Consider the following 18,471-nt stretch of genomic DNA (forward strand, 5'->3'; position numbering starts at 1 on the left):
ATCCTTATTTACTTTTTAGTAAAAGAATAAAGTGTAAAATCCGACTTTTTGTTTTTCTCAAAAAGTTGCACCCAAATATTAATCTATAAATTCGGTTTCTAAAAAGTAGTTTACTATGGCTTCTTTCATTAAAATACTTTGTTCGCCTGCTTTTAAATGAGGTAAAGTTTCTAAAGCTTTATAGTGTGGCCAACCATCGGGATCTACAAAATCAAGCTCATAATAACCATAGGGTACCAGAAGCTTACAAATGGCAATATGCATAAGGTCTAATTTCTGGTCTTTTTTAAAATTTTTACCTAACTGACCCAATTCTTGAATGCCTATTAAGTAAATAATAGCATCAAGATCTAAAGGATCTCCATCTGCAAATTGATTCGATAGTTTTTCAACGACTAATTCCCAGCGTTCTTTTAATTGTTCGTCTCTAGACATAATAAAATTGAAAGTAACAAAGTTAATAAACCTAAGTGTGACTATTATTTTATATTTGTTTAAATTAAGATAACTATGGGCGTTATAGATATTATTTTAGGAGCTTTAATTTTGTTTGGACTCATTCGTGGTTTTATGAAAGGGCTTTTTGTTGAAGTTGCTTCTTTAGTAGCCTTAATTGCCGGCGTTTATGGTGCTATTCACTTTAGTAACTTTGCTGCCGAGTTTTTAGCAGAAAAGGTAGATTGGAACGAAAAGACTATTAATATTGTTGCTTTTGCAATTACGTTTGTAATTATTGTTTTAGCCATTGCGTTAGCAGGAAAAGCACTAACCAAATTAGCAAATTTTGCTGCTCTTGGTATTATAAACAAGCTTCTTGGTGGGGTTTTTGGTGGGCTTAAAATTGCATTAATTTTAAGTGTGGTTTTAATTGTTTTCGATAGAATGAATGATACCATTCCGTTTACTGAAGAGGAGACGTTGGAAGGATCGGTACTTTATAAACCAGTAAAATCTTTAGTGCCTATGATTCTTCCTAGCGTGTTGGGTACTGATGATGACACTGATGTAGATAACCAAGCATGAGGTCTGAAAAGTATTGGAAACTAAAGGTTGTCCCATCGAGTACAGCCAAGATGTATTAGAATCAAGATATTTAAAAATTCTCGACTGCGCTCGAACGGACAATTTAGGTGCTTTTATTCACCTTTATTTGTTTTAAAGCATTTCTACTTTTCCAGATGAAAGCATATAGACGCCTCCAACAATTTGAATCTCTCCATTAGATTCCATCTCTTTTAAAATAGGGCTACGCTCTTTAATTCTTTCAACGGTAAGTTTTACGTTGTTTTCTACTGTTTTTGCAACAAATTCAGCGTTTGAAGAATTTGCTTCTCCTTCTACTTCGGTTGAAGACTTTTTTACCGCTGGGATAATATTATCGAGCATACTGGTAATATTACCTAGCTCTACACCATCGCAAGCTGCTTTTACAGCGCCACAACTTTCATGACCTAACACTAATACTAATTTACTTCCTGCAACTTTACAAGAATACTCCAAACTTCCTAAGATGTCTGTGTTTTCAAAATTTCCTGCTACACGCGCTACAAAAACATCTCCTATGGTTTGATCCAGAACGGTTTCTACCGGAACTCTTGAATCTATACATGATAATACAACAGCTTTAGGGAATTGACCTCCTACTGTTTGTTCAACTAATGCAGAATTATTGACTGCTTGCAGATTATTGCTAACAAATCTATTATTTCCTTCTAATAAATCTTGTAAAACACCTGCTGGTGTTAAAGTACTTTGTAAATCTTTTGTTATTGCTATGTTTTTCATTTTATTTTAATTACTAAATTTTTATTTAATGTTTGTCTTCTATATTTTCTTTTATCCATTCCATACATTCATCAAACGTTTTGAATATATGTTCTTCCGGGATAAAATCTGGTATGATATCAATACGTTCCATCATATATCTAGGTTGTTTTAATAAATCTACAAATAGAAAGTCTACGTCTTTTTTTCTTAATTCTAACAGCATATCTTCTAATGCATATAAACCAGATTGATCCATATATTGCATACGGCCTAACCTTAAGATGACTGTTTTAGCAGTATCTGGTATTTGGGCTGCTAATTGCTGGAAATCGCTAGTAGAACCGAAGAAAAGAGGCCCTTTAATATGTTTTATAAATACTTCTTCTTTTAAGTTGTCTGGGAATCCAAGCTCGTCTGACCATACTTCTTCTTTAAGTGTTTTAACATCAGAACGTTCTGCGGTTAAATCTCCTATTTTTTTCATAAACATTAAAGATGCTATTACAAGTCCAATACCTACAGCAAAAATTAAATCCCAAAATGCAGAAAGTATTAAAACAATTAACATAATTAAAACCTCAGAACTTAATTTGAATGGTCCTAATTTAGCATCTCTTGGCATATTAGGAATGGCTTTCAGCCCTTTATAATCCATTACACCAATACCTACGGTTATTAAAATGCCTGCTAATACAGCAGCAGGTATTTGAGAAGCAATGCCACTAAACCCCAATAATATTATTAACAATAGGAGCCCTGCTATCATACCTGACAATTTCGTTTTACCTCCTGAGTTGATATTAACAACGGTACGAATGGTGGCTCCAGCTCCAGGAATACCTCCAAATAAAGCTGCAATACTATTACCTATACCTTGGCCAACCAATTCTTTATTTGGTTTGTGTTTGGTTTTAGTCATATTATCTGCAACCACACTGGTTAATAATGAGTCTATAGCTCCTAAAAGTGCTAATGTAAGTGCCGTAAATACATATGGTGTTATAGAACCTAATTTGAATCCTGAAAAAATATCTAACCGCAATTGTGGTAGACCATCTGGAATTCTTTCAATAGGTCTGTAGTCTAACCCAAAACCAACGGCTATTCCCGACATTACAATTAGAGCTACCAAAGTACTGGGTATAGATTTTGTAATGCGTTTAAAACCATAAATGATAAAAATAGTTCCTAAAGCAAGTATTAATTCTAACCAACTTATATTTTTTAGAGCCCTTGGCAATACCTTAATAGCACCAACAGTTCCAGAAGCTTCTTTAGCAGCTAGAGTTTGAGATTCTTTTAAAATATCTTCTTGTGAAATTTTTTCAGCCCGATCTATAGTTTCTTTAAAATTTTCTAAAACTAGTATGCCTTCACCCGCTTCGTCCTTTAAAATATTTTCTAAAATTACTTCTTCAGCCTGAGCTTTAAATTGGTTCACAAATTCCACATCTTCTTTTGGGTAATAACCAATGGAAGGTAATATTTGCGTAATTAAAATAATCACCCCAATGGCTGTCATAAATCCAGAAACTACTGGATATGGAATATATCTAATATACTTTCCTAAACCGAGTATACCAAGGCCAACTTGCATTAAACCCGCCAATAAAAAAACAATTAAAATAGCTGGCAATGCTTTATTAATATCACCATCATTAGCTGCTATTATACCAGCAATAATTACCATACTAACAGCAGTCATTGGAGCCGTTGGCCCAGAAATCTGGGTGTTTGTTCCTCCAAAAAGAGCCGCGAAAAAACTAATAAAAATAGCACCATAAAGTCCTGCACTTGGACCTAATCCAGAAGATACTCCAAATGCTAAAGCTAAGGGTAATGCTACAATACCAGCAGTAATACCTCCAAATGCATCTCCTTTTATATTTGAGAAAAAGTTTTTCATGATAATTTATTATTTAATCTTAGAAAATAAACTTATAAGATAATAAATAATTATTTAGGTTTTAGAAAATTTAAAAATTAACAAACGTTATTATATTAAATTGATCCCTGCTACTTGTTTCAAAAAACTGATTCATATAGCCAGCTTCAATTCTTATATTTTTATTTAATGTATAACCTAAGCCTCCATAGGATCTGTTTCTATCAAAAACAGAGCTTTCGGTATTTAAGAATATTTCATTGTATGCCGATAAATAAAATTTACTATTTTCTTTTTCCTTGGTTTTAAAAGGTATCTTAAAAGCTAAAAAATAACGAAGTCGCATTTTAAAATCGTCTTCAACAAAACGTTGTTCAAATCTATAACGGTGACTTAAGCCTACATTTCCAATACTTTGTTTAGAAACAAATTGCTGAAAAATCCTGTGCTCATTAACAGATACTTTATTATTTGTATCGCCTACATAATTTTCAGAAAGAATATAACCATAACCCAATAAAACATTATTCTTGCCTTCATTAAAGGTATAGCCTAACCCCGTTCTTAAAAGTAATTGCTCCAAATCTCCAATGGCATCGTAATTTCTGTATTGAACCTCATTGTGAATATTCCATTTTTTATTAAGTTTTTTATTCCCAATATAGATTAACCAATTACCAAAATTACTCTCTTGACTTTGAACATATGCTGGTAGCATTAACACAATTGCTAATGCCACCATATGAATTTTAAACAACTTCTTTTTCATATTAAAATAACAACTAAATTGATATTACTTTGTTAGTAATAGCGAAACATTAAGTTTATTAATAACCTTGTTAATATCTAAATTACCAGATGCAGATGCATTACTAAAATCGTTATTCTCTCTATTAATACATAATAGATCAATATTGTTTTTTAACACATAATTAGATAGATTACTAATAGCATTATCATTAGGCTCAAAAACGTATTCAATGGTATCTTTTAATGTAGCATCACTTCCATCTTGTTCTGACTTATTAGAAGATTTTTTAATTTTAAATGATTTAACAGGCTTTTGAGTATACGCCATTAATTTTTTGGATAAATCCTCATTAAGTGAATGATTAAAAACTCCTAAAGATAAATCTTCATTAGGTTCTAAAACATTTTCATTTGAAGCTATAAGAACTACGCCTTTGTATTTTTTAAGAACAAACTTAGTAATCCTGTCACCAGATAGCTTTAAAGCATTAAATCTTTTTTTACCTATAACTATAATATCCGGATTGGTAGTTTCTATGTGTTCCTTTATTGTTTGTTTCACATTACCATAGGTCATATTATAATTAATATTTAACTCTTTGTCTATAGATTTTATAATACTTTCAATTTTATTTTTACTTGCAATATAATCTCTGTTAATAGTACGCATAGATGATAACTGGTTGTCACTTTCTACAATGTCAATAGGTTTCTTTACGTATAAAAGGTCAATGTCTCCACTAATAAATTTTGTTAAATTAGCTGTGGTTTTTATAGTAGTATCAGAACTATCTTTTAAATCTGAAAGTACTAATATTTTATATTTGTTGCTTTTCATAGGCTCATTAACTTAAACTTAAATTAGATTTTGGTCTTGTTTTAAAGAAATCAATAAAACTATCAGGGTTTTCAACAGTACCTCTTTTAGAAACTAATTTTATATCAATATTTCGCTCTTTTGCTTTAAATGCAAAGTCTTCTAATATTTCAATAATATCATTGTCTAAAAATCTGGTTTGAATAAGGTTCAATTCTAAATAGGTATCTCTTGGTAAACTATCTAGTTCTTTCAAAATAGCTCCTTTATTAAAGAATGTTACTTCTTCTGCTAAGGACATTTTTATTTTATGTTTACCGTTACTCTTATCTTCAATATGAAGGAAGTGAGAGTTTTGGTAGCTTTTCAATAAAATAACAATAACCCCGACAGCTAACCCTAATCCAATTCCATATAATAAATCGATAAACACAATACCCAAAACTGTCACTGTAAAAGGAATAAACTGTTTCCAACCTAAATCGTACATCTTTTTAAATAACGATGGTTTAGCTAGCTTGTATCCAACGATTAATAAAACTGCGGCTAATACAGACAATGGGATAAGGTTAAGTAACCTTGGAATAGCTATTACTGAAATAATTAAGAAGAAACCATGAATAATTGCTGAAAGTTTTGATTTACCCCCAGATTGAATATTTGCAGAACTTCTTACAATTACCTGGGTTATAGGCAGGCCTCCTATTAAACCTGAAAGAATATTTCCTGTTCCTTGAGCTAATAACTCTCTGTTTGTTGGAGTTACTCTTTTAAGAGGATCTATCTTATCTGTAGCCTCAACACATAATAAGGTTTCTAAACTAGCTACTAAAGCAATTGTAAATGCGGTAATCCAAATATCTCCTTCTAAAATTACACCAAAGTTAGGGAATGTAAACTGACCAAAGAAAGAAGCTACATCTGATGGGATTGGTACACTTACTAAACTTTTTTCATTAATTGCTAAGCTATCTGTAGTACCAAAAAGCGAATAAAAAATAATCCCAACAACAACTGCTACTAAAGGCCCTTGTATTAACTGAAAAATTTTACCTTTTTTAGAAAGTACATTACTCCAAAGAATTAATATCCCTAAACCAATAGCGGCAATTATAGTACTACCTAAATTAATATTAAATAGGGAATTAAAAATTTGCTCAAAAGTACCTTCTCCTTTTTCTGAAACATACCCTAAAAAGTAAGGGATCTGTTTAAGAATAATTATAATACCAATACCAGTTAGCATTCCTTTAATTACAGAAGATGGAAAATAATATCCAATAACTCCTGCTTTAAGTACGCCAAACATTATTTGAATGGCTCCTCCTAATACGACAGCTACTAAAAAGTTTTCAAAGCCGCCAAGTGCTCCAATTGAAGTTAATACTATGGCTGCTAATCCTGCTGCAGGCCCGCTTACCCCAATTTGGGATCCACTTAAAATCCCAACAACAATACCTCCTATAATTCCTGCTATTAATCCTGAAAAAAGAGGTGCGCCACTTGCTAATGCAATACCTAAACAAAGAGGTAATGCTACGAAAAAAACGACAATACTTGCCGGTAAATCATTTTTGATTGTTTTAAACATATTATAATTAAGTTTTTTCTTTTTGGTAGTGTTTATTTTAAAAACCAAAAAGTTTATTAATTAGATGATGGGGGCTTAAAAAAAGCCAAAAACTGAGTTATTTATAATATGTGTAAGTCTGGTGGGGGAGAAATAATATTTAAATGAGGTTTAGAATACTTTTTAAAACGATATTCTAAGTTGTTCTTTATTTCTTGTGATACTAAATCTATGAGGTTTTCGTTAAAATCAAAAAATAATACTTCTGAATTTTTGTTTTTTTTATTGCCTTTTTTTTCTTCTTCTTCAGAGGAGTCAAATAGGAAAGATATATCAATAGAATCATCTACCATAATAACAATAGTTGGTGTCGTTAAAAGCACCATAAAAAATATTGATAAGCATACAGAAATTATGTTTCTAGACATTTTATTGAAAAAACTTATTAAAACAAAGATATGTTATTTTTTGTTAAAGAAATATTAAATAGCATTCAACATTTTAATGTCTTCTGAGTTAACCCAACCTGTTTTACCATCAGAAAGTTTAATTTTTTTCCAATCGTTATAAGTTTCTAGTATTTGTATTTTAGTGCCTTCATGCAGTCTAAAAGATTCTTCACTTCTTGGGTTTGGGTCGCTTTTTACTTTGCTTTCTTGTGCAAATACAATAGCAAGATTATCTTTTTTATCTAAATTGTATTTGTGAAATGCAAATGCAAGCGACACAAACAATAAAACGAGTGATACTAAGCTCCCTAAAAATGTTAATCGTTTTCTTAGGGTTGAATAAGCGAAATAATAGACGAGAAATAAAAGAACAAAGCAAAACACCATACCTATAGCTGTTTTTGCCCAATTATCGAAACTCATAGTATTAGTAACATTTTTTAAGAGTTTAGAAAATCCAGCATCGGGGATAGCATCTATAGCATCTATTGTCATGTTTTGAGCAAATGACAAATTATTTTTAATGTCTTCATCATTAGGAGCTAATTTTAATGCTTTTTCATAAAAATAAATACTAGGCGCAATGTTATTTAATTTATAATGAGCGTTCGCCAAGTTAAAATACAAATCGGCCGAATGTTTCTTAGTATCTAAAATAGCATTATAATTATCTATCGCTTCGGCATATTTCCCTTCATTATACAATGCGTTGGCTTTTTCGAATAATGTTTGGTTTTGAGAAAAAGCACCTAAGCTTAACAAAAACGAGACTATGTAAAAAACTTTTTTCATCTTAACGAGCTTGTTTATCGATTAAAGAAATTGTTTTTGCTGCCTTTTCATAATCTTCTTGCATGGTAACAATGTCTATGGGTGTATATCTTGCCAATTCACAATTTTCTACAATAGCAATAAAATCTTTTATGGTACTATCGTCAACTTGTTTGTCTTTTAGTAAACTATTAATTTTTTCTTTACTTAAATCGTTTGTTTCAATATGCAATCTTGCTTTTAAATAATTATGCAATGCTTTCTCTAAAGCTATATAAAAGGCTTCTTTTTTACCAAGCGATTTTTTAGCGTTGCTTAAGTATTTCTTCGCTAGTTTATCTGCTTTTCTAATTCTATTCCCATACACATCAGCATTTCTGCTTACTTTTTTATTACGGACAATAATCGCTAAAGGAATTGCTAAAAAAGGTAATAGTAATAAGCTCCAAAACAAGTTTGTTTTAAAGAAATAAGTTGGTTTGATACTAATAAAATCTGTTCGGGTTTTTATAAAAGCAAATTGATCGTTATTTGCAACAACACGTTGTTTAACATTGTTTAAATTAGTGTTATTGGAAGTTTCATCGTTGTTATTTGTAGGACCATTTAAAACATCAATTACAATTTCATCGGATGTTAACCGTTTATAACTTTTTGTTTTTAAATCAAAATAAGAAAAAGAGATACTAGGGATTGGATATTTACCTTTGTATTGAGGTACTACAGTATAACTGTCTGAAATGCTACCTGTCATTCCCGATAGCCTGGTTTTTACGTCTTCTTTATGTTCTGGCTCATAAACCTCTAAAGAACTTGGTAATGAAATTTTTGGTAGCTTAAAAAGCTTTAAATTCCCATCGCCATTTACTCCCACTTTTACTTGAAATGATTCTGAAGCATCCAATACTTTTTTAGAAGCTATTACATTTAGTTTGAAATTACCAACAGCTCCCGTAAAGTCTATTGGCTTACCTGCCTCTGGAAGAGGTTTAACATTAATTGTTTTATTACCCGCAGAAAAAACCTTGTTAACTTTTGTCATTAAAAGACTACCAAAAATATCTCTTCTATTTGTTGGTACGCGTAATGCAATATCTAGACTGAGGGGTTCAATATTAAGCTTTCCTGTTTTTTGAGGGTATAATACCGTTTTTCTTAAAACTAAATAACGGTAATCCTGTCCGTTATAAGTACCATTTTGAACTTTAAGTCCTTTTATATTAATACTCTGACTCCAAAAATCATTATATCTTGGACTATCAATCTCGTTCCAGTTATAAACTTCTATGGTAGGCGATACATATAGTTTGTAAACGACGGTTAATGCTTCATTTAAATATGGATTTGTTTTAGAAACTTCTGCCACTAAATGAATATTCTCCGAAGCTATATAATTAGGGTCGTTAGGATCTTTGGGTTTGTCTACAGCAGCTGTAACTTCAACTTTTATAGGTAATGTTTTATAGACTTGGTTATCAATAGTTATGGTTGCTTGACCGATAGTAAAATTACCGCGCTTTTTAGGGGTCAAAAAATAGCTGTAGGTTTTTTTATAGGTTCTAACACCATTAATCCAAGAGTTACTTATGGATTGGTGAGGACCTGCTGTTACTGTAAAATTTGAAAAATTTGGAGGATTAAAATTATCGCCGTCTTTATTTATTTCAAAGTCAACACGCAAACGTTCGTTAATACCTAGCTTAGATTTACTTGCTTTTGCTTCAAATTTAACTTGGGCAGAAGTTATACTTGTTGCAAATATTAATAATATTGATATGTATTTAATGAGTTTCATTGTAATTTTAAATTGACAATTTACGAGATTTTATAATCGTAATTCATCAAATGGTAATTCATTTTACCAGTCTTTTTCAGTTTTTATTTTTACACCTTTTTCTTTTGCCTGATTCATTTTTTCCTGAACTTTTTGTTCCTGATTGTTCATGGCCTCTAATAAATTCTTTATTTGTTGTGGCGACATCTGTCCGGGTTGAGGTTTAGGTTTTTGCTGTTCTTTTTCTTTATCACCTTCCTTACCTTTATCTTCTTTTTCGTCTTTAGGCTTTCCCTCATCATCCTTTTCGTCTTCACCTTCTTTTTTATCCTGATCGCCTTTGTCTTTTTTATCCTCTTTATCGTCGCCCTCCTTATCCTTTTTATCTTCGTTCTCTTTCTTATCTTGATCCTCTTTGTTCTCGTCTTTGTTTTGGTCGTCTTTATTTTCGTCTTGCTGATCTTTTTGTTCTTCTGCACAAATCTTAGCTAAACCCAAATTGTACCGTGTTTCATTGTCTGTAGGATCATTTCTTAAAGCATTTTTAAAAGCTTCAACAGCTTCTTTACATTTTTTATTCTGCATTAGAATATTACCAATGTTATGATATGCCTTGTGCTTTTCTAACTTTGAAGTGGCTGCTTTTGCTGCTTGTTGATGACGAAAAAGTGCTTCTTCGTAATTACCTTTTTCATAGTATGCATTTCCTAAATTGTAAATTCCTGCAACTGCATTTGCTTGTTTAGAAATAGCTTGTCTATAAGCCATTTCTCCCGAAACAAAATCGTCTTCAGTTATTAAATTATTGCCTTCATATATATAATTAGTCGCTTTTTTTAAAGCTAACAACGCTTCTTTATCCTGTTCCTCCTGAGAAAAAGATAAAGACACAAATAATACTAATGTGATTAATAATACTTGTTTCATTTTTCTTTTAATTGCTTTAGTATTTCTAATAACATATTAGCACTCATTCTTTGCTTATAGTTAGGGCTAATATACTCAAAAAGTATGGTGCCATCTGTATCTACGATAAATGCTGATGGAACTGGTAGGAACCCTGAATTAAGGCCTCCTGAAAACTTGTCAAGCCTATCGGAATAACGTTCGGGAGCTTTAAAGGCTATACCCATAGCTTTTATTAATTCGCCATCTGCATCCGAAAAAAGTTTATATGCCAATGCCCCTTTTTCCTTAGAGGTTTTTAAGTTTTTGGGAGAATCTGGACTGAAACCGATTATTTGGTATCCAAGTGCGTCAATCTCATTCTGGATTTCACCAACAGCAGAAAGATGTCTGTTGCAAAACGGGCACCACCCACCTCTATAAAAAAGCAAAACCGATGGTTGTTGCTTTAATACTTCTTCTAATGGCACTTTATTTCCTTCTGTTGAAACGACACTTAAACTAGGGACTTTTTCACCTATTAATAATGGAGAAATATCAGTGTCTTTTTCAGCAACTTGAGCAATACAAGTAAATACCGATGTGCATAAAACTATTAATGTTGTAAAAACTTTCATCTTCATTATTTATTGACCGATACTTTATTGTATCTAGTGTAATATGGGTTTATTTTAATTTCTAAGATATAAAACCTTCTCTTTTATCTTCGTTAAAGAATTTATAAATTCTCATTAAATAAATTTAATTTTTTCAACCAGGCCGTTTTACGCTCCAATAAGAAAACATCTAAAAGCAAAAAGAAAATCCCAAAGCCTAAAAACCATTGAAATTGATCTTTAAAATCGGCAAATTGCTTGGCTTCAAATTCTGTTTTATCCATGCTATTTAAAATTTCACGAATATTCTCAACAACATCATTTGTGTTTTTTCCATTTATATAAGCGCCATTGGCTTCTTCGGCAATAGCTTGGAGGGTTTCCTCATTTAAACGTGTAATGACCGTTTCTCCTTGATTGTCTTTTTTATAGTTTAATACAATACCATTTCGTTTTTCGGGAATAGGGCCTCCTTTTATATCGCCAACACCAATGGTAAAAATACGAATACCTTCTTCACTTGCATCTTCTGCAACTGCTGCTGCTTCCTCACTATGATCTTCTCCGTCTGAAATAATAATTAGAATTCTATTGGTTTGTTCCTCATCATCAAAATATGTTTTTGCCAATTTAATAGCTTCGTTTATAGCGGTTCCTTGCGATGATAACATATCGGTATTCATACTTTGCAAAAACATTTTGGCCGATGCATAATCTGTTGTTATAGGTAATTGTGGAAATGCTTTTCCTGCATAAGCTATAATTCCAATGCGGTCACTAGCCAAATTATTGATAATTTGCGTGACGAGTTGCTTAGATTTTTCTAGCCTATTTGGTGCTATATCTTCGGCTAACATACTTTTAGATACATCGACAGCAAAAACAATATCGACACCTTCTCGCTTAACCGTTTCTAATTTTGTACCTATTTTGGGGTTTACCAATGCGATTGCCAAGCAAGCAAAAGCTAAACTCAATACGCCAATTTTTAAAACTGATTTAAACAATGATGTATTGGGGCTTAATTTTTTAAGTGATTTTTTATCAGAAAATTTACTCTGTGCCTTATATTTCCATAACTGAAGCACCAAAAAGAATAGGATTATTACTGGAATAATACCTAACGCCCAAAACCATATTTTTTCTTCTAATTGATACATTTTTTTCTAAATTCCAATATTTAAACTCCAAAATTCCAAAATTCCAAAATTCCAAAAACGTAATGTCTTTTATTTTGACTTTATATTCTTTGGTCTTTTTAAACAAAACTTCTAAAAACCGTAAAACGCAATAGTAATTCCATAAGGAGTAACAATCCTGCGAATACTACTAACGATCTATATTTCTCCTCGTAATTATAAAATTTAAATTCTTCTATTTCTGTTTTTTCTAGTTTATTTATTTCATCATAAATCTCCTCTAACTTTCTATTGTTAGTCGCTCTAAAATATTTTCCTCCGGTAGCGTTGGCTATTTCTTTTAATAACTCTTCATCTATTTCTACTTGAACGCGTCCGTACTGGAGTTGCCCATTAGATGAAAGTCTTATAGGAGACAACGCCATACCATTGGTTCCTAAACCTATGGTATATGTTTTTATACCATATTCAACAGCTAATTCGCTCGCTATTTTAGGGTCTATAAATCCTGAATTATTAACACCATCGGTCAATAAAATAATGACTTTACTTGTGGCTTTACTATCTTTTAAGCGATTTACCGATGTTGCTAACCCCATGCCTATAGCAGTACCTCCTTCAATAATAGTATTATACTTTATACTTTTTAATGATCGTATTACTATGGCTTTATCGCTTGTTATTGGTGTTTTCGTATAACTTTCTCCGGCATATTCAACCAAACCAATTCTATCATTTGGTCTTCCTTTAATAAATTCTGCTGCTACTTTTTTTAATGCTTCTAATCTATTTGGAGATAGATCTTTTGCTAGCATACTAGCAGAAACGTCTATGGCCATTACAATGTCAATTCCTCTTGTAGTTTTTGTTTTTGTCGAAACATCTACAGTTTGAGGTCTTGCTAACGCGGTAATTAATATAGCCAAGGCGACTAAGCGCAAAGCAAACAATAGGTGCTTTAATTTAGGTAACCAGGAATTAGTAACCTTAAAACCTTTTAGGCTTGATATTTTAAGTTCTGCTGTTTGTTTTTTGTGCTTAAAAATATACCACAACACAACTAATGGAAGTGCTAACAGCAACCAGAAAAATTCTTTATTTAAAAATTCGATTCCCTCAAACATTATTCTTCTGCTTTTTTAAGTTCTATTGAATTTAAAATACGCTCAACAATTTGATCTGCATAAACATCATATTCCTTCCAAAAAAGGAGTGCTTGTTGTACAATATTTTCTGATGTAAATGCTAAAATAACATACTTCCCTCTTTCTACTTTGTCTGAATTTGGGATTGATAGTTCTAAACTACCATGAACTTTTAGTCCTTCGGCACCGTTTGGAGTCACAAATTTTTCGTTTTTTGTTACGATATTCTGTGCACCAGAAGCTTCAAGTGTTTTAAAATTCTCGTTTATAGATTGTTCTAAATCTATTTTATTTTCACCTAAATTTTTATATTTAGAAGTCGTAACCGCAATGCTAAACCTATCTATTAAACTACCATAACCAAACATTGTAACATCAATCTGTTGCGATAATTCTTCGGGTAAACCGGGATCCATTCTTTTTAACACTTTAGGTGTTGAAATTGTTATAGGCGGAACCCCATATTCGCTAGTTACCCAATCGCCCTCTAAAAGCTCTATGCTATCATGACCAATAATAGTATCCTTAACATAATTAAATCCATATTTTATTGAAAAACCTGTGAAAGTAGCTATTAATATAAACACACTTATTGCTACCGTTATAATAATCTTATTTCGGGTTTTTTTACGTTCTAATTCTTCTCTATATTTTTCGTCTAAAAGCTTCTCTTCCTCTGTTGGCTCTGGTAACACTTCTTTTACATGATCAATCTCGCTATCAATCGTACTTCTATCTAATTCGGCTAATGCTATATCTGGAGCAGATTTTGCAAATTTCACTAAATCGGCTCGTTTTAAAATATTTTCAATATTTTCAATCGTCTCTTTACTTAAATCAATTTGGTTACCTTCTTTAAGCAATCGAAGTCTTTTAACAAGCTCATCGGTAGTACTTTCTAAAGAATGATCGTATACTTTTTCATCTAAATATTTTCTGATGATTCCTGTTAATTCTGAATAATATTCTTTTAATTCTGAATGTTCTAAATAATGGCTTTCATCTAGCTTTTTAAGAGCTAATTTAGCTCTGTCATAGGGAGGGAGCAATGCTATTTGTTCGGCTTCGGATAATGGTTTTTTTCTCCAAATAAACCAAAACAATAAAAATGCAATAATACCAATTATTAAAAGCGTAAGTAATAGATATTTCCACCAATTACTTGAAGGTTTTTTTACTTCAATAATAGGTTTGATATCATACAACCCTTGCTTTGTAGTATCAATTACAATATCTCTAACTTCTACCTTTAGAGAATCGGTAAAAAAGGTTTTATCTCCAATAATTATTTTTTGTCTTGGAATGGTGTAAGCTCCTGAATCAAATTGCGTTAATCCATACTTTTTAATGAGATTGTACTTATCGTTATTTTTTAATGTATCTACTTCGTAGGATTCAATCATTTCTAAAGGCGTGAATGTTTGCCCTTCTGGAAAAACAACCAAACTAGTAGTATCTGTTTCTACTTGAATATGATATGTAATTTGTTCACCTATTTTTATAGATGTAGAATCGATTGCCGAAGTAACTTGGGCAAATGAGACAAGAGAAAATAGAAAAAAGAGAAAAGAAGCTATGACCGAAGACCGAAGACGGAAGGCGGAAGCTATTTTACTCAAAAATCGTAATTCGTAATTCATAAATCTAAAATCGTTTATCCTCTTCTTTTAAAATAACCTAGAAGCTTTTTTACATAACTTTCATCAACGCGACAATCAATTGCTCCAGCGCCCGATTTTGTAAAGCTCTCTTTATAATAAGCTACTTTTTCATGATAGAACTTACCATAATTAAGTCTTACTTTTTTTGACGATGTATTCACTAACATGGACTCTCCGGTTTCTTCATCATGCATTTGCACCATGCCTAAGTTTGGTATATCTTCTTCACGTTTATCGTAAACGCGTATTCCTGTAACGTCATGTTTACCCGAAACAATTTTCATTGTTTGATGATAATCGTCGGCAATAAAATCAGATAACACAAAAACAATGGCTTTTTTCTTCATCACGTTTTGCATAAACTTTAATGCTTCTGCCAAATTGGTTTGCTTACTTTCCGGTTTAAACTCTATAAGTTCCCGAATAATACGAAGTACATGTGAACGTCCTTTTTTAGGCGGAATATAAAGTTCTACTTTATCAGAAAATAAAATGAGTCCGATTTTGTCATTGTTTTGAGTGGCCGAAAACGCCAATGTTGCTGCTATTTCTGTAACGACTTCGTTTTTAAACTGCTGTTCTGTGCCAAACAATTCTGAACCGGATATATCTACCATAAGCATCATGGTAAGCTCGCGTTCTTCTTCAAAAACTTTCACAAAAGGTTCATTGTAACGTGCAGTTACGTTCCAATCTATATTTCGTACATCGTCACCAAATTGATATTGGCGTACTTCACTAAAAGTCATACCACGTCCTTTGAAGGTTGAATGGTATTCTCCTCCAAATATATGATCAGACAGACGACGTGTCTTAATCTCTATTTTTCGTACTTTTTTTAGTAATTCTTTAGTATCCATTTTTCAATTTACGATTGTAGATTTTTGATTTACGACTTCTAAAATCGTCATTCTTAATTCTAAAATCTAAAATTCTATGGTACTTCTATCTCGTTTACAATTTTGTTGATGATGTCTACTGAATTTACATTTTCGGCTTCAGCTTCATAAGTAATCCCTATTCTATGCCTTAATACATCATAAACAACCGCGCGAACATCTTCTGGAATAACATATCCACGACGTTTAATAAAAGCATAACATTTAGCAGCAGTTGCTAAATTGATACTTCCACGTGGTGAAGCTCCAAATGAAATTAGCGGTTTTAAATCGGCAAGTTTATATTTTTCCGGATATCGTGTTGCAAAAATAATATCAAGAATATATTTTTCAATTTTCTCATCCATGTAGACCTCACGAACTACTTTTTGTGCATCTATGATTTGTTTTACAGAAACAACCGGGTTTACTTTATCCCAAGCACCTTTTAGGTTTGCTCTCATAATGAGCTGTTCTTCATCAATTTTTGGGTAATCTATAACCGTTTTTAACATAAAACGGTCAACCTGAGCTTCTGGTAAAGGGTATGTCCCTTCTTGTTCAACGGGGTTTTGTGTTGCCATAACTAAAAACGGCTTATCTAATACAAAAGTTTCATCACCAATAGTTACTTGCTTTTCTTGCATCGCTTCAAGTAAAGCCGATTGTACTTTTGCAGGAGCTCTGTTAATCTCATCTGCTAAGACAAAATTAGCAAATATAGGTCCTTTCTTTATCGAGAAATCATTAACCTTCATATTGTAAATTAAGGTTCCTGTTACATCGGCGGGTAATAAATCGGGTGTAAATTGTATTCTACTAAAGCTTCCGTCTACAGCTTGTGCCAAGGTGTTTATAGCCAAAGTTTTTGCTAACCCAGGAACACCTTCAAGTAAAATATGCCCTTGTCCTAATAACCCAATAAGTAACCGTTCGACCATATGTTTTTGGCCTACAATTACTTTATTCATTTCTAGCATTAGTAAATCAACAAAAGCACTTTCCTTCTCAATTTTCTCGTTAATTGTCTTAATATCAATTGTACCAGTTTCTTGCATCTTCTTTATTTTTTTAAGCCCGAATATAATAAGCTTATTTGAGCCATGCAAATTGTTAAAATTTTTCTTTTAAACCTGTTAAGAATAGGTTAAAATATTTAACAAATCCAGTTAAGAATAGGTTAAAATATTACGGGCAGTTTCTTAAAGAAACTGCCCGTAATATACATTGTTTTAGAATGAAATATTATGCACCTGGTAAAGTGATCTCTCCCAAATCGTTGGTTTCATCTTCTTTTACTTCTTCATTATTTAATTCGGTTGCAACTAGCCCAGATCCGTTTGCGGGTGTTAATGTAATTTTATATACACCTATTGGAATATTTTCAAGAAGAAATACACCTGCTTCATTTGTGTTTGCCTCAACGACAACACCATCTACTATTACAGAGGCTGTTACTACTACATTTTCATTAAGTATTTTACCTGTAATCGCTCCTGCTTTTAGTGCCAATTCTATAGCAGGTTCAATAACCGTAATTTCCCCATTAACAACTTCTATATTATTAACAGTTGTTACTTTATATTTAGAATTTGAATCTATAGGCGTTAATATAACTTCGTATGTTCCTGACGAAACTCCCCAAAGCGCAAAATGTCCTGTGTAGTTAGTATAAGCTGATAAAACTTCGTCGTCGTCTGTTTCCGGAGTTCCTTTAGTATCTATAACAGATGCTACAGCCGATTCATCTACAGGAAGTACAGAACCTTCTATGATTCCAGAACTTACTTCTGTTATCACCCTCATCACCGGCTTTAGATTAATGTTTCCTGATTTTCCTGCAATTATAACAGATTTATCAACATCAAAATCTAAAACAAAATCATAAGTAAAGCCTTCCTCTATTACTGTATCTACTTTTAGTTTTAAACCAGATTGTTGTGCACTTGGTGTTTTTAAGTCATGTACCTCTCCAACATCCAAATCATTTTTGATAACAATAGTATTATTATCTCCCAAGACTAATCTTATTTGTTTTAAGGTTCCGGTAGGAATAGGGAACTTGTCCACCAAAACTTCATGAACACCACCAGTGAGATCAAGTAAGTTTATCACTTTTTTATTTGAGTTAAGTGATATCCAACCATTTTCATCATTGCTGTTGTCATCCATTTTAATCAAAACATCAACAACATCAACATTCACTTCTTCAAAGTCTCCAGATTTATCTACCAATTTAATAGAAATGGTTGGTGCTTGTAAACTAGTATTATTTGATTCCGAATTATGACACCCAAAAAGAGAGATACATATTAAAGAAAGAAGGATTGTTTTTAATTTATTTAAAATACTCATCTCTATAA

18 protein-coding genes are annotated in these 18,471 nt (G+C 31.9%); 1 reads left to right on the forward strand and 17 read right to left on the reverse strand.

The features are described from left to right. Positions 1-78: 78 nt before the first annotated feature. Positions 79-435: a hypothetical protein gene (locus Q4Q35_RS05905; RefSeq protein ID WP_303277023.1), complete on the reverse strand. Its 357-nt coding sequence runs from the start codon at positions 433-435 to the stop codon at positions 79-81. Between the two features lie 75 nt (positions 436-510). Here Q4Q35_RS05905 and Q4Q35_RS05910 point away from each other — a divergent pair, with 75 nt between their 5' ends. Further along, complete coding sequence (locus Q4Q35_RS05910) at positions 511-1,023, forward strand: CvpA family protein (protein WP_303277024.1); 513 nt, start codon at positions 511-513, stop codon at positions 1,021-1,023. A 132-nt stretch (positions 1,024-1,155) separates the two neighbouring features. Here Q4Q35_RS05910 and Q4Q35_RS05915 read toward each other — a convergent pair whose 3' ends face one another. The 16 genes from Q4Q35_RS05915 to Q4Q35_RS05990 all read right to left on the reverse strand — a co-directional run bounded on the left by Q4Q35_RS05915 (position 1,156) and on the right by Q4Q35_RS05990 (position 18,463). Continuing rightward, positions 1,156-1,785, reverse strand: a complete 630-nt coding sequence (locus Q4Q35_RS05915) for a carbonic anhydrase family protein (protein ID WP_303277025.1) — start codon at positions 1,783-1,785, stop codon at positions 1,156-1,158. Between the two features lie 25 nt (positions 1,786-1,810). Continuing rightward, on the reverse strand, positions 1,811-3,673 hold the full coding sequence (locus tag Q4Q35_RS05920; RefSeq protein ID WP_303277026.1) for a SulP family inorganic anion transporter: 1,863 nt from the start codon (positions 3,671-3,673) through the stop codon (positions 1,811-1,813). Between the two features lie 70 nt (positions 3,674-3,743). Beyond that, on the reverse strand, positions 3,744-4,421 hold the full coding sequence (locus tag Q4Q35_RS05925; RefSeq protein ID WP_437439738.1) for a DUF2490 domain-containing protein: 678 nt from the start codon (positions 4,419-4,421) through the stop codon (positions 3,744-3,746). Positions 4,422-4,445: 24 nt separating this feature from the next. Further along, positions 4,446-5,240, reverse strand: a complete 795-nt coding sequence (locus Q4Q35_RS05930; protein ID WP_303277027.1) for a universal stress protein — start codon at positions 5,238-5,240, stop codon at positions 4,446-4,448. Between the two features lie 7 nt (positions 5,241-5,247). Continuing rightward, the gene (locus Q4Q35_RS05935) at positions 5,248-6,810 is read right to left on the reverse strand and encodes a SulP family inorganic anion transporter (protein WP_303277028.1); all 1,563 of its coding nucleotides are present in this window, start codon (positions 6,808-6,810) and stop codon (positions 5,248-5,250) included. A gap of 101 nt (positions 6,811-6,911) precedes the next feature. Continuing rightward, a complete protein-coding gene (locus tag Q4Q35_RS05940; protein ID WP_303277029.1) occupies positions 6,912-7,217 on the reverse strand; it encodes a hypothetical protein in 306 nt (101 codons plus the stop codon). A 54-nt stretch (positions 7,218-7,271) separates the two neighbouring features. Next, positions 7,272-8,030 carry an SH3 domain-containing protein gene (locus Q4Q35_RS05945; protein WP_303277030.1) on the reverse strand — a complete coding sequence of 253 codons (759 nt, stop codon included), beginning with the start codon at positions 8,028-8,030 and terminating at the stop codon, positions 7,272-7,274. A gap of 1 nt (position 8,031) precedes the next feature. Beyond that, a complete protein-coding gene (locus tag Q4Q35_RS05950) occupies positions 8,032-9,804 on the reverse strand; it encodes a BatD family protein (protein WP_303277031.1) in 1,773 nt (590 codons plus the stop codon). Between the two features lie 63 nt (positions 9,805-9,867). Then, a complete protein-coding gene (locus tag Q4Q35_RS05955) occupies positions 9,868-10,710 on the reverse strand; it encodes a tetratricopeptide repeat protein (RefSeq protein ID WP_303277032.1) in 843 nt (280 codons plus the stop codon). Next, a complete protein-coding gene (locus Q4Q35_RS05960; protein ID WP_303277033.1) occupies positions 10,707-11,306 on the reverse strand; it encodes a peroxiredoxin-like family protein in 600 nt (199 codons plus the stop codon). The genes Q4Q35_RS05955 and Q4Q35_RS05960 overlap by 4 nt, the downstream gene beginning before the upstream one ends. A 101-nt stretch (positions 11,307-11,407) precedes the next feature. Continuing rightward, on the reverse strand, positions 11,408-12,445 hold the full coding sequence (locus Q4Q35_RS05965) for a VWA domain-containing protein (protein WP_303277034.1): 1,038 nt from the start codon (positions 12,443-12,445) through the stop codon (positions 11,408-11,410). Between the two features lie 98 nt (positions 12,446-12,543). Further along, on the reverse strand, positions 12,544-13,548 hold the full coding sequence (locus Q4Q35_RS05970) for a vWA domain-containing protein (RefSeq protein ID WP_303277035.1): 1,005 nt from the start codon (positions 13,546-13,548) through the stop codon (positions 12,544-12,546). Continuing rightward, complete coding sequence (locus tag Q4Q35_RS05975; RefSeq protein ID WP_303277036.1) at positions 13,548-15,209, reverse strand: hypothetical protein; 1,662 nt, start codon at positions 15,207-15,209, stop codon at positions 13,548-13,550. The genes Q4Q35_RS05970 and Q4Q35_RS05975 overlap by 1 nt, the downstream gene beginning before the upstream one ends. A gap of 14 nt (positions 15,210-15,223) precedes the next feature. Further along, the gene (locus Q4Q35_RS05980; protein ID WP_303277037.1) at positions 15,224-16,090 is read right to left on the reverse strand and encodes a DUF58 domain-containing protein; all 867 of its coding nucleotides are present in this window, start codon (positions 16,088-16,090) and stop codon (positions 15,224-15,226) included. Between the two features lie 74 nt (positions 16,091-16,164). Further along, positions 16,165-17,166: an AAA family ATPase gene (locus Q4Q35_RS05985; RefSeq protein ID WP_303277038.1), complete on the reverse strand. Its 1,002-nt coding sequence runs from the start codon at positions 17,164-17,166 to the stop codon at positions 16,165-16,167. A gap of 187 nt (positions 17,167-17,353) precedes the next feature. Beyond that, positions 17,354-18,463, reverse strand: a complete 1,110-nt coding sequence (locus tag Q4Q35_RS05990; protein ID WP_303277039.1) for a DUF4382 domain-containing protein — start codon at positions 18,461-18,463, stop codon at positions 17,354-17,356. Positions 18,464-18,471 lie beyond the last annotated feature (8 nt).

Source organism: Flavivirga aquimarina (assembly GCF_030540835.1).
GTDB classification, from domain to species: Bacteria; Bacteroidota; Bacteroidia; order Flavobacteriales; family Flavobacteriaceae; genus Flavivirga; species Flavivirga aquimarina.